This window comes from Bacillus sp. MMSF_3353, from assembly GCF_030733445.1.
GTDB lineage: Bacteria > Bacillota > Bacilli > Bacillales > Bacillaceae_G > Bacillus_A > Bacillus_A wiedmannii.
In genome coordinates this window covers 1-13,134 of sequence record NZ_JASHJA010000005.1, presented here as the reverse complement: position 1 = coordinate 13,134, position 13,134 = coordinate 1, and the positions used below count along the sequence as shown (strand labels likewise).

The 13,134-nt window shown below is 34.5% G+C and carries 14 protein-coding genes; 3 read left to right on the top strand and 11 right to left on the bottom strand.

The window, feature by feature from the left end; genetic code table 11:
* Window positions 1-80: 80 nt before the first annotated feature.
* On the bottom strand, window positions 81-212 hold the full coding sequence (locus RBB48_RS13555) for a hypothetical protein (protein WP_000997338.1): 132 nt from the start codon (window positions 210-212) through the stop codon (window positions 81-83).
* 184 nt (window positions 213-396) lie between these two features.
* On the opposite strand from RBB48_RS13555, the gene RBB48_RS13550 reads away from it, so the two are divergent.
* Complete coding sequence (locus RBB48_RS13550; RefSeq protein ID WP_088063045.1) at window positions 397-816, top strand: GNAT family N-acetyltransferase; 420 nt, start codon at window positions 397-399, stop codon at window positions 814-816.
* Window positions 817-967: 151 nt separating this feature from the next.
* On the opposite strand, the gene RBB48_RS13545 is transcribed toward RBB48_RS13550, so the two are convergent.
* The 4 genes from RBB48_RS13545 to RBB48_RS13530 all read right to left on the bottom strand — a co-directional run bounded on the left by RBB48_RS13545 (window position 968) and on the right by RBB48_RS13530 (window position 3,770).
* The gene (locus RBB48_RS13545) at window positions 968-1,570 is read right to left on the bottom strand and encodes a nitroreductase family protein (protein ID WP_088063044.1); all 603 of its coding nucleotides are present in this window, start codon (window positions 1,568-1,570) and stop codon (window positions 968-970) included.
* A gap of 57 nt (window positions 1,571-1,627) precedes the next feature.
* Complete coding sequence (locus RBB48_RS13540) at window positions 1,628-2,278, bottom strand: DsbA family oxidoreductase (protein ID WP_088063043.1); 651 nt, start codon at window positions 2,276-2,278, stop codon at window positions 1,628-1,630.
* Between the two features lie 70 nt (window positions 2,279-2,348).
* Window positions 2,349-2,780, bottom strand: coding sequence for an Rrf2 family transcriptional regulator (locus RBB48_RS13535; protein ID WP_088063042.1), 432 nt, complete (start codon window positions 2,778-2,780; stop codon window positions 2,349-2,351).
* Window positions 2,781-2,900: 120 nt separating this feature from the next.
* Complete coding sequence (locus tag RBB48_RS13530) at window positions 2,901-3,770, bottom strand: LysR family transcriptional regulator (RefSeq protein WP_088063041.1); 870 nt, start codon at window positions 3,768-3,770, stop codon at window positions 2,901-2,903.
* 97 nt (window positions 3,771-3,867) lie between these two features.
* Here RBB48_RS13530 and RBB48_RS13525 point away from each other — a divergent pair, with 97 nt between their 5' ends.
* A complete protein-coding gene (locus tag RBB48_RS13525) occupies window positions 3,868-4,773 on the top strand; it encodes a DMT family transporter (protein ID WP_098082531.1) in 906 nt (301 codons plus the stop codon).
* Between the two features lie 42 nt (window positions 4,774-4,815).
* Here RBB48_RS13525 and RBB48_RS13520 read toward each other — a convergent pair whose 3' ends face one another.
* The 5 genes from RBB48_RS13520 to RBB48_RS13500 form a co-directional block, all read right to left on the bottom strand.
* The gene (locus RBB48_RS13520) at window positions 4,816-5,436 is read right to left on the bottom strand and encodes a YcnI family copper-binding membrane protein (protein ID WP_306007764.1); all 621 of its coding nucleotides are present in this window, start codon (window positions 5,434-5,436) and stop codon (window positions 4,816-4,818) included.
* 34 nt (window positions 5,437-5,470) lie between these two features.
* A complete protein-coding gene (locus RBB48_RS13515; protein WP_098133644.1) occupies window positions 5,471-7,120 on the bottom strand; it encodes a copper resistance CopC/CopD family protein in 1,650 nt (549 codons plus the stop codon).
* A gap of 332 nt (window positions 7,121-7,452) precedes the next feature.
* Window positions 7,453-7,872: a VOC family protein gene (locus tag RBB48_RS13510; RefSeq protein ID WP_000750833.1), complete on the bottom strand. Its 420-nt coding sequence runs from the start codon at window positions 7,870-7,872 to the stop codon at window positions 7,453-7,455.
* A gap of 83 nt (window positions 7,873-7,955) precedes the next feature.
* Window positions 7,956-9,311 carry a branched-chain amino acid transport system II carrier protein gene (gene brnQ / locus RBB48_RS13505; RefSeq protein WP_306007763.1) on the bottom strand — a complete coding sequence of 452 codons (1,356 nt, stop codon included), beginning with the start codon at window positions 9,309-9,311 and terminating at the stop codon, window positions 7,956-7,958.
* A gap of 235 nt (window positions 9,312-9,546) precedes the next feature.
* On the bottom strand, window positions 9,547-10,239 hold the full coding sequence (locus RBB48_RS13500; RefSeq protein ID WP_088063037.1) for an FMN-dependent NADH-azoreductase: 693 nt from the start codon (window positions 10,237-10,239) through the stop codon (window positions 9,547-9,549).
* A 443-nt stretch (window positions 10,240-10,682) separates the two neighbouring features.
* Between RBB48_RS13500 and RBB48_RS13495 the strand changes: the two genes are divergently transcribed.
* Window positions 10,683-11,639, top strand: a complete 957-nt coding sequence (locus RBB48_RS13495) for an arsenic resistance protein (protein ID WP_088063036.1) — start codon at window positions 10,683-10,685, stop codon at window positions 11,637-11,639.
* A gap of 133 nt (window positions 11,640-11,772) precedes the next feature.
* On the opposite strand, the gene RBB48_RS13490 is transcribed toward RBB48_RS13495, so the two are convergent.
* Window positions 11,773-13,020 (bottom strand): DUF4153 domain-containing protein, encoded by a 1,248-nt coding sequence (locus RBB48_RS13490; RefSeq protein WP_098082528.1) that lies wholly within the window; start codon window positions 13,018-13,020, stop codon window positions 11,773-11,775.
* Between the last annotated feature and the right edge of the window lie 114 nt (window positions 13,021-13,134).

The window sequence follows — 13,134 nt, the reverse complement described above, 5'->3', positions numbered from 1 at the left end:
ATTGTATTGAAAAAGAGAGTTATCCTCATAACTCTCTCTAATTAGAATGCTAAATGAAAAAATAAAGGATTTCAATTTCATTACTTCTTTTTTTGCATTTGCTTCGCTAATAATTCTTTCACTTGATTATATGATAATCCCGAATTTTCATTTAAACGTTTTACTTCTTCAACATCAGTACCTACCACTGTATACTTTTTCTCATCATTCATTTTCCCACTTCCCTTTCGATTATTTCTTATATTTTTCCCCTAAACTCTTATTAATTAACACAAATACAAATACGGAAACTGGACGAAATTCAATAGCTAAAGGGAATTCAGTTACATAAGAGGAAAAGATAAAAAAATGTCGAATGTATATACTTGTTAAATTTAAGGGCTTGGAGGGTACATTTTGAAAACATATGAGTTTGAACATAACATTCCAACATTAGAAGAGTACAAATATTTGTGTGATTCTGTTGGGTGGACTGATTATATGAATTTTGATGTAGCAGATACTTCACTGAAGAATTCTATTCACTGCATCACAGTGAAAGATAATGAACAAATAATTGGCATGGGGCGAATTGTTGGTGACGGATCTATCTATTTCTATATTCAAGATATAGTAGTTCATCCGGATTATCAGAAACATGGTATCGGGAAAGAAATCATGCATCGTTTAGTTGCATACTTACATGAGAATGCCCCTGATAAGGCGTTTGTCGGTTTATTTGCATCAGAAGGTAAAGAATCGTTCTATGAAAAATTTGATTTTAAGGATTACTCACCAAACATGACGGGGATGTTTACTGTCATTACAAAACAATAAACATAACAGATTTTTAATTGTAAGGAAAAACTTCGATTCATATGAAGGAAATCGTTCTTGCAGTAAGAGTTTAACATTGCATACGAAAGGAGAGTACATATATGACTAATACGTACTCTCCTTTTATTTTACTTTTTATATATTAAATTTCTTAATAAAATTTCACTACATCTTCAGTAGGTAAGAAAGTTCTTTCTCCTGGTTGTTCATTTGGCTCACCAAATGGCATTTGTCCTACTAAGCTCCACTCTGCTGGAATGTTCCAAGTTTCTTTCACTTCAGCATCTACGATTGGATTGTAGTGTTGCAGGGATGCACCAATTCCTTCAGCCGATAATAACATCCATACAGTATGTTGTAACATTGCATTTCCTTGATGAGACCAGAATGGGAACTGATCTTTATATAATGGTGCATTTTCTTGCATTTTTTCTACTGTTGCTTGATCTTCAAAGAATAACACAGTCCCAACACCTGCATGGAAACCTTTTAATCTTTCTACAGTCGCTTCAAAGTTTTCTGCTGGTACGCGGGCTCTTAGTGTTTCTTTAACAATATCCCAAAACTTTTCATGTTCTCCATCCATTAATACAACCATACGACCACTTTGCATATTGAAAGATGTTGGTGCGTGTAAAGCTGTTTGTAAAACTTCTTCAATTCTTTCTTTCGTAATTGCATCGTTTTTTGTTACTTTACGAATAGAACGACGGTTCACGATTGCTTCTTTTAAATTTGTTGTAGTTGCTGACATTTTAATTCCTCCAAATATTTGTTTTATAATTTATTTTGTTATTTCATAACAAGCGAATTAGCAATATCCATCTGTATTACATTGCATACCTTCAAATGAATTTGTTTTATCCTTTTCAATTTCTTTATCGATGACTCTTTGTAGCGTTTCTTTACTAGCAAGCCCTTGAATGACTTCATCTCCAATCATGACAGTTGGAACAGCCATAATATTTGCTTCATCATATGCATGCTGAATTGCTTCTTGATGCTTTTCTTTATATTTACGAGTTACTAAAGCATCTTTAAATTCAGCTTCAGGAAGACCTACTTCTACCGCTAATTTTGTTAAAACATTAATATCTTCAATGTTTTGCTCTTCTTGGAAAAATGCGGTGAATACGCGGTGATGATACTCATTTCCTAGTCCACGTTCTTTCGCAAATTGACATCCTTCGAAAGCTAAATGTGTATATGGATGCGGTGAAACACGCGGCAAACGCATATCGATTCCTAACTTCTTCGCAGTTGGAAGAATAAAAGCATCCCATGAGCCTAATTTTTCTGGCTCATTCCATGGATCTATTTTTGAATATGGACTTGGACGTAATTCAAATGGCATCCATTCAATTTCTACATCTTTCTCTTTCGCTACTTCATCTAATGGACCTTTTGCTAAAAAACAAAATGGACATATAAAATCTGAGTATACTTTCATTTTTATAGTCATACTTTTACACCTTACCTTTATAGTTGTAATTAAATTAGTTACATTAATAACAAAAAAATATAAATATGATTTAAGCATTCATTTTTTCTTGCAAAGTTTCAAACAAATGCCCCATCGTAATATTTCTCAAAATTTCTTCCATCGCAGATTGCGCTTGTATTAATATAACTTCTAACACCGCTTGAATATTTGCTCCAATTGGACAATCTGGATTTGGTTGCTCGTGAATATGAAATAGTTTGTCTTCTTTGACTACATTTACTGCATGGTATACATCTAACAATGTGATTTCGTGTAAATCCTTTAATAATCCGGCACCACCTGGACCGCGATTTACATATACAAAACCAGCTTGTTTCAAGTACGACATCATTTTACGAATGACTACTGGATTTGTGTTTACACTTTCAGCTATATAGTCTGAAGTACAAAGTGAAGATGGATTGTTTTTCAAAATAGATAAAATATGAACAGCTATAGAAAAGCGGCTACTAATTTTCATCGTGATCACCACCTCGATGTAATCATTATAGTTACAACAAAAAGATAAGTCAATCCTTTTCATAGATTTTTTATAAGCAAATTAAAAAGTGTCCCATTATGATATATGAGACACCTCTTTTTATTCTGCAAATAGCGCTTGAAATTCTTCAATAAATAGCTGCACAGCGATTGAGGAATCCTTTAATGAAGGAACAGCTAAAGCAATTTCTCTCCATACTTGTGGTTCCAATTCTCTCGTTTGCACATTCTGTGGTAAATTCGTTAAAGATAATTCGGCTAATATTGCAATACCTAACCCTTCTTGAATCATATTTAAAGCTGTAGTAACGGTCGATATTACATACTCAGCCCGAAGTGGTACGTTGGCTTGTTTAAACATATCAATAATGGGTGGTTCGTATCCACCCTTACATAATATGATCGGTTCATTCTCTAAATCACTAATTGCAATAGAGTCCTTCTTACAAAGAGGATGATCATCTCTTAAGATAGCAACCATTTTCCCCTTCGTTAATGGGACAATCTCCATCTCTTTATTAGGCAAAATGACAATTCCTATATCAACAACCCTCGATACTAACCAATCTTCAACTTCTTTAATCGTTCCTTCACAAAGAACGACTTCTAAGTTCGGATACTTCTCCTTAAAAAGGTTTATCATTTTGGGTAAGAAATGTGCAGAAGCACTCGGAAAACTCCCAATTCGAATCGTCCCAACTTCGTGTCCTTTCTCCATCGCAACTTCTTGTTCAATCTTCTCTACACCGTTCAAAATCTCTCTAATATGCACAAGAATTCTGTTTCCTACATCCGTAACGATTAGCCCTTTTCGTTTATCACGTATAAGAATCGTAACTCCTAACTCTGACTCAATACTTGAAATCGCATGACTTACAGCTGGCTGCGTCATATTTAACACCCGAGCAGCCTTCGTAAAACTACCTAACTCAACAGTTTTTATTAATACTTGCAGTTGTGTAATGGTCATAACTAATCACTTATACTCCTTATAAAAAAGATTCATTTTATTTATTACAGTCGATATCATATCATAGTGAAATGAATAACAACAAGGAGGTCTTACCGTGACACAACTTTCTCGAACTAAGACGGCCATAATCCTTACCTTTCTCGTTTTCATGTGGGGAATCAATTGGCCTTTATCTAAGTTTGCCCTGCATTATACACCACCCGTTTTATTTGCAGGCGTTCGAACTTTAATTGGAGGATTCATTTTACTTCTTTTCGCATTACCGAAATACAAAGAGTTACACTTAAAAGAAACTTGGCATTTATACGTTATTTCTTCTTTACTTAACATCATTATATTTTACGGATTACAAACTGTAGGCCTTCAATATATGCCCGCTGGGTTATTTTCCGCCATTGTATTTCTACAACCTGTTTTACTCGGCATTTTCTCATGGATTTGGCTTGAAGAATCTATGTACGGCTTAAAAATTTTCGGGCTTGTTCTTGGATTTATTGGCGTAGGTGTCATTAGCTCTAGTAGTTTAACTGGACATATTTCTATTATAGGAATCCTTCTCGCGATAGGATGCGCGATTGGCTGGGCACTTGGAACAGTATTTATTAAGAAGACTGGGCACCGCGTTAATTCCATTTGGATGGTAACACTGCAGCTTATTATTGGCGGGCTTTGCTTAATTGGATTTGGATCAAAGTTTGAAAGCTGGTCTAGTATTGCTTGGAGTATACCGTTTGTTAGTGTTCTACTCTTTATTTCATTCTTTGTAATTGCAATGGGATGGCTTGCATACTTCACTCTTGTTGGAGCCGGTGAAGCAAGTAAAGTTGGGGCTTATACATTCCTCATTCCACTAATCGCTATTATTGTAAGTTCAATTTTCTTACATGAGGCCATTACTATTAGCTTATTCATCGGACTATTATTTATTGTTGTGAGTATTTGTTTCGTAAATATAAAGCCGAAAACACTTGCTGTAAGGCAGCAGGTTGAAGTGAAATAAATATGGGAAAGAGCCTACTGTTTGTAGGCTCTTTTTCATATATTACTTTTTACGGCGCACTACAAAAACACACGCCCCTACCGACGATACAATCGCCAAAATAGATAGGGCAATTGCTATCAATTGCATATTACTAGTACCTTCATTCTTTTCTACATTAGACACTTCACCATGTTCCCCTGTTAATGACGTACCTTTTGCAATTGTAGTAAGTGAATGTGGTTTTTCAGCTTTTTCATCGCCTGTCCATTCAACAATTTCTCCGTCTTTATATTGTTGATATGCATCCCAAACTATTTTTTGTTCTTTATCCGGATTTTTAGCGACGAAAGTAAATCGCTGGAACTGACCGGGTAAAATCCCTTCTCCCGTTGCTTCCCACACTACAGTTTTAACTTTTCCAGCATTATTTTTCTGCTCTTCCACTTTCCATCCTGGCACGGGTTCATACTGTTGAAACTCCACTCCAGACGGTATTTTCAGTGTAACTTTTGTCGTTGCTACATTCTTTTCAACCGGTACTTTTATCGTGTAAGTCTCCCAAGAATTAACGTCCGAAGTCGCTGGCTTCACAGCGACGTGCGCACTAACTGGTAACGAAAAAATGCCCATTGCAATAATTGTTGCGATCATTGTTGTGCCAATTTTTTTTATACGTTTCATTTTCTATTAACTCCTTTTTATTTATACCTTCTCTTTATCTGCCGCCTACTATAAATTTATAATCCGTATCAAAACTATCAAGAGATTTTGTTAATCCGTGCACTTGTATATTCCAGTTTCCTGTCATATTAATATACATACCTTCCGCTTCATATTCTCCTGGTGACACGGCCGAAACTTTAAATGAACCTTTTCCCATATTCATATCTAATGATTGCGTAGTTAAAATAATTTGCTCCATATCAGTAACAGGTTGGCCATTTTCATCCTTTAAAGTAATATGGAATGTATTTTGTCCTACTTTATTAGGACTTACATGTAAAGTAAGTTCATACCCATTATCTAATTGCTTACTCTCTGTAAAAGGTCCAGTAGGAGGCATCGGTGGTGTTTGTACGTTTGTCATAAAAGCTACGATGACGAAAATGATAATTCCAATGATAAACTCTACTTTCACCGTAGCGCCTAATCCTTGCTCCGCTCTCATTTTCCCTTTCACATAGTGAACAATTCCCAATATCCCCATGAAAATGAATAAAAGTATCTTTGCTAATAAAGCTAATCCATACTTCGTATCAAATAACGAGTGGATAGTTGGAATAAAGAATGTACTGTTAAAAAGACCTGTTATTAAAATCACGATGACAGCACCTGTTGCCCACGGCGAAAAACGCTTAATCATATCCCAATACATACTCCACTTGTCATCCTCTTTACGTAAAAGAAGAATAATGGATGATAGACCACCAATCCATAATGATGCTGCAAATAAATGCAGAAAATCCATAACGACAGCAATCTCTTTAAACTTTAAACCATATGCATGACTATTAAATGCTTTCATAACAAGGATCCCAATAAACAATACTATCGGAATGCTCCATACTTTAAACGACGACAGCTTCTCACGCTTCATCGCAAAATAAGTAACAATTATAAGCGAACTAATAAGAACCATTTGAGTAATCCATACATATCCAAAAACAGAAAGCTGTAATGTTTCTTTTAATAGTAATGGATCGAATGCTTCTAACCATGAAACATCAGCATTTATTTTCGCTTGCAATGGCAGATTGAATAATAAGCTAATCAATATACCCAATAATGAGATCCATATTATGTTCTTACTCCTTGATCGAACCGAGGTTGCATTCCCTTTATACATAATAAGATTAAAGAATAGCACTCCTATAAATAGTGAGAAACTTGTATATAGTACTCCACGTTCCATAATCATATCTATTTGCGGGACATATCCCATCTCTTCTACTTGTACGTCGTCTGCTCCCGCTTCTGCTGCCCCAATGCGGAACGGAATAACTCCTTGAATGGGATGCCCATCAGCAGAAATCACTTTCCACTGAATAGAGTAGAGACCGTTTTTCAAATTTCCTTTTAACCCTGCTTCTAATAACTTTTTGTTTTTCTTATCAATATGAGCATCTTTTAAATCTACTCTTGTACCTGAGGTATCTCTTACAAACAATGTATTAAAATGCGAAACTTGTATATCCTCATCAAATTCAATTTTCACTACAGATGGTGCTTTCTTCAACGTTTCATTTTCAGCAGGGTTTGATTTCACAATGTACGCATGAGCAGATGCACTTTTTGGTATCAATATAATAAGCACACATGCAATTAATAGCCATGCCCCTAACCTTCTCATTACTTTCACAACCATTTCACTTCTTTCTTCCACATCACTATATTTTCATTCCTTTAACTTCCCAAGTTCAATTTTCCGGCGAAATATTAACCTGATTAAATATAAGTTTCTACACAGTGTAACTCTTTATTTCTCTCTCACCCCTAAACTTCCAATACAATAGTAACTACCTTCAGTGATACAACTTACATTTTTAAAGTCGATTGTTATTATATCATAAAATATATTTATGTAAGTTCCTGACGAAGAAAAGTTATCGTGAATCATTTGTGAAGAAAGTGTGAAATACATAAATAAAAAAGGTATTACGTTATTACGCAATACCCTTCTTCTATCATAAAATTTCTTTACTTCTCTTCTGGATAATCACAATACTCAATGATTGTTCCCTCTGTATCAGCTGGGTTAAGATATATTAATCTTCTACCGTGCTTATTAATTCGAAGTGTATGCTCTAACGTTCGAATACCTTGTTCTTTTAGCTCTTCTAGGGCCACATCTAAATCATCGACACGATATGCAACGTGATGAACACCTTTACCTTTTTGTTTAATAAAGCGTGCTATTGGAGATGTCGTATTATTCGTAGGCGCAAGTAATTCAATTCTATCTCCATCCACTTCAAGAATGGCTACTTCGCTTTCAACACCAGGAGCTTCACTTACGTAACGATCTATTAAAGTTCCTAACAACACCTTTTCATAAAAACGTATCGTACTATCTATATCTCGAACTGCGATGCCGATATGATCAATTGTTTTTTTCATTTTATTTCCCCTACTACTTTATTTTCTTTCATTATTAATAGTAACAAAAAAAGTTATAGAATCAAATTCTATAACTTTTTTATTTACCCTATTTTCTTATTCGCACTAGCGGGTTGAACTTGATTTTTTGCTTTTAACACGCTAATGCCATATCCGATAAATCCACCGATAATCGCTGGGAAGATCCATCCTAATCCTACTTCTTGCATCGGAAGGAATTTAGTGAACACTCGGCTTACTACTTCAATGTTAACTCCAGCTGCACTTAATCCATCGAATAAGCTGATGATAAATGTTACGATTAAGCTCACTTGATAAACTTCAGCTCTTCCTTTGAATAATGAATGGAAGAATGTTAAGAAAATCAATACGATTGCTAGTGGATAAATTGCTGTTAGTACTGGAACAGAAACTGCGATTAATTGTGTTAATCCTACGTTTGCAACAATTGCACTAAATACACATAGCGTGATTGCAATCGCTTTGTAAGGAACATTTGGGAATAACTTATGGAAGAATGAAGAACATGCTGATACAAGTCCCACACTAGTTGTTAAACACGCTACTGTAATCATTAATCCTAATAATACTCCACCATATGATCCAAAATAGTAGTTAGAAACTTTTGCTAATACTTCTCCACCATTCTCTAAATGTCCAAGCTTTGCAACACTTGAAGCACCCATATAAGAAAGAGCTGTATAGATAATTGCTAAAATAGATGCTGCAATGATTGTCGCTTTTGCACAAACGATCATAATCTGCGTTTTCGTTTTCGCACCTTTTTCTTTAATTGCATTAATGATGATGATTCCAAATACGAATGATGCAAGCGTGTCCATTGTTAAGTATCCTTCTTGGAATCCTTTAAAGAATGCATGTGATGTATAAGCTTCCACTGGTGCTTGCATATCTCCAATCGGATGTATAAAAGCAACGATTACTAAAATACCAATGAAAGTTAACTTAATTGGCGTTAAGATTTTTCCAACAATATCGACAATTTTCGCAGGATTTAGCGAAAAAAAACAAGTGATGCTAAAGAATACAATTGTGAAAAGAATTAAAGGTGTAGAACCTACTCCTTCTGGCATAAACGGTTTAAGACCAATTTCATAAGAAACATTTCCTGTTCTTGGTATTGCAAATAACGGGCCAATCGCTAAGTATAAAACTGTTGTAAACACAATCCCGAATACTGGGTGTGCACGACTTGCTAATGACTGTAAATCATCTTTACCCGAAAAACCAAATGCCAGTACACCTAGTAATGGTAATCCAACACCCGTTACTAAAAATCCAGCGTTAGCAATCCATACATTCTCTCCTGCCGATTGACCGAGCATTGCTGGGAATATTAAATTTCCTGCTCCAAAAAATAGTGCAAATAACATTAATCCAATAACTACTATGAACGAAAACGGTACTTTATTCGCCATAATATAACCCCCATTCAAATTTCCTTATCTCATTTTCCATTTTTAACTAATTGAATTTTCTGAATATTAAATTCGACTATCAACTATTCTTGAACTCATTATAGTTTGTCATATAATATTTTGCAATACTATTTTCAAACTTTTCTTTTATTTTATAAATATACATTTTTTAACATAGAAATAGACTAAAAAACCAACATGGTCATCCATGTTGGTTTTTTACATTTACTATCAATTAAAATTTCGCCGCTACTTTTTTAACGTTCTCTAAACCTTCTTCAACAATTTGTTGTGAACGATCTGGATATTGATTGTGCCCTTCAATTACAACAGTCTCTGGATTTGTAATTCCCCAGAACCCAAGCACATTCGTTACATAATTAACTGCCATTTCCATAGGAGCCATTTGTTCTGAAGAGTAATCTGAACCACGCGCACCTAATACAACGACTTTCTTATCGCCAGCTAAACCTACTGGGCCATTTGCTGTATATTTAAATGTTTTTCCAGCTTGAGATAAGTATGAAATATATGTGATTAATGGCGCTGGTACTGTGAAGTTCCATAGTGGGAACGCAAATACAACTTTATCAGCTTCTAAAAACTGATTTAAATATTGATCTACCGTTGCTACAGCCTTCTCTTCTTCTGCTGTTAACTCCATTCCTTGACTACGTTTATATCCACCTGAAATAGCGATATTTCCGTAATACGGAAGATCTAATGCAAATAAATCTAACTCCGTAATTTCTGTATTTGGGTTGGCTTCTTTATAAGCACTTACAAATGTTTCATACATTCTTGAACTAACTGCTTGCTCCGCTGGACGATCGTTTGCTTTTACAAATAATACTTTTGACATTGTTTTATTCCCCTCTACTTTTGTATTTTCTTCTTTTTTACCAAATAAAGAGCTAAATAATCCCATTTTCTTCACCTAAACTTTCTTATCATATTCATTATTCATCATCATAAAAATTCTTATTCTAATAAAGTGAAACTTTAATCAGTGGGGGAGTTCTTCATCCCCCACTGATTATTAGTTGAACCAATCGGGCTTTTATGGGCAGTTGATCTCCGCCTAACTTCTTTGCTTTCGCTGAATTCTGAGGTGGGGGTCTTACTGCCCATTAATGCGGGATAAAAAGTTCCAATTGATACCTTAAGTAAAACAATTAATACTTTTTGTTATTTAATTACCTTATGTAAGTGATTGTAATACACTTCACTTACTTTAGTCAAGTAACTTTAAATAAAAAAATATCTCGAATTAAAAATAAAAACCTCGATACAATTAAAACATCCATTGTAACTTTATTATTTGTATAATGGATGTTGAGAGGGCAATTCATATTTAGAAAGGATTTACTCATGAGCACTATAGAAAAGATTCAAACTTTTATTATTCTTTTTGCTGTTACATGCGGCATCGTACTCGGACAATTTAATTTGATACATATGTATGCAGAGCAATTTATTGTCCCCTTCTTATTTTTCATGCTGTATGGATTATTTCTCAGCATTCCATTGAAAGAAATAAAAAATGGATTCCGCAATTTAAAATTCGCTGGAACAAGCCTTACTATTAATTTTGTATGGACACCTTTACTCGCTTGGGGATTAGGAGCACTATTTCTTTCAGATCACCCAGCACTTTGGGTTGGATTTATTATGTTAATGGTTACTCCATGTACAGATTGGTACTTAATCTTTACTGAAATAGCGAAAGGAAATGTAGCACTTTCTACTGCAATTTTGCCTGTAAATTTAATTTTGCAAGTACTACTCCTTCCCATTTATTTATTTTTATTTGCTGGTGTCATGAAGACTGTAGCGGTTTCTGTTTTAGTAGAAAGTATTGTTATCGTAATCTTCTTACCATTTGTACTTGCACACGCTACAAAATTCATTATGAATAAACTGAAAAAAGCTGAAACACTCGAGAATAAACTCATTCCGTTTTTCAGCTCTGCTCAAATTGTATTTTTAAGTTTAGCAATCGTAGCGATGTTTGCATCACAAGGAAAATATTTACTACAAAATATGAATGTCGTTTTATTACTACTCATTCCTGTTCTATTGTTCTTCATCATTAATTTTGTACTGGGACAATTTATCGGACGCATAATGCGTTTATCTTATAAAGATACAGTAAGTTTAAACTTAACAACATTAGCAAGAAACTCACCTGTTGCACTCGCCATCGCTGTAACAGCTTTTCCGGACGAGCCTCTTATCGCACTTGCACTCGTTATTGGACCGTTGATTGAACTGCCAGTACTTGCTTGTGTTTCACAAGTGTTGTTACTTATTAAGAAAAAACAGTAATATACATAAAAAAACGTCCTACTTTAGGACGTTTTTTTATTGTCGAGAAATTATAGAAGTAACGATAATTATCAGCTCTAAGGATTTTATACGTTATAGAAAATTAGCTTGTCGTTACATTAACAAAACCTTTCTAATTAAACATTATAGGAAAAGTAAATATAACGAAAGCTGCCCAAAGTCCGTAGATTGGCAAATACTTCGTAACAGCATCTTGGATAGCTGTCGGTCCTGATTTGTTTTGTAGAAAACGCATATAGGAAAACATAATCCAAATGAGATTTGCCCAAATCAGTATGTTTACGCCTAAAACAGCAAGTCTATTAGGTGTAATCCCGTAAGAAGAAAGTCTGAATACAATGGCTGACAATGCGACAGTGTCTATAATAAGCGCCAGAACAATTAAGGCAAAATTTATATAATCTGAAATGCTCTTTTTCTCGTCTGAATCACTCTCAACGATAGAAAATATAGTAACAGCCAATACACCAAGGAGTATTCCGTTGAAGGCCATTAGGAAATTGCGGTCCAAGAATGGATTTTTCCCGACCCAAATTACCGTTATTAGATAGATAAACAATGTGATCAAGACAAGCGGACTAAAAATTTTAGATATGTATGGTGTAATATTTTTAGCAAGTTTAAGATTCAATGATACTAAGTATGCAGCCACTACAGCGAGAGCGGCAGCTCCAAATAAAACAACATTACTAAAATAGAACTCTCCTATATCCAAGTCAACGAAGCTAAATAATCGCATGGTGAATAATGCTAGTATCATTCCGCTCACTGCCATACTCGCGTAGAGAAGACCATATTCTAAATTAAATTTAATATACGCTAATCTTGTACTACCTTTTGAATATTCATTTCCCGTAAACGCAAGTCCCAATAAGACCCATAACATTATAGGAAGATGTAAATACGCAAGGATACTGCTGTCTTTATAATTTAATGGCAACATATTAAGATACAACCCGGCAATTAGGAACAACGCTGCAAGTAAGTAAATAATACTTTTTTTCGGAGTATTATTGTAAATAAAATAAGCAGCAATAAAGGGAATTACACCAAAAGCCAAGTTAATTGGAGCAATTGCTTCCTGCTCGACAAAGTGGAAAATGATTCTAGTGCTTAGCCCAGCTAGAATAGCTAACATGCCCATGAATAAGAAACCTTTTTGAAACAGCGATATTTTTTCTTTATTTGCCGTCTCCTTGAAATTCAATCTTTCATACCAAGCAGCTAGAAGCTGAGAATCAGGGTTTTCATCCCATGCTTGTGAGAATGACTTTTTAAAAGCTTTCGGGTCTTTTCTATACATTCTCTCCAACTCATGAGGGTTATCCATATTTTTAATAATCAAATTGTGATTGTTCATAGTTTTACCTCCTCTAATAAAAAACAGCGTTGTTAACTTTCTATAAAAAGCACCTCACTGATTTATTATGATATTGATTTTAATACAAAATTTATTGTTTTACAATAAATATTT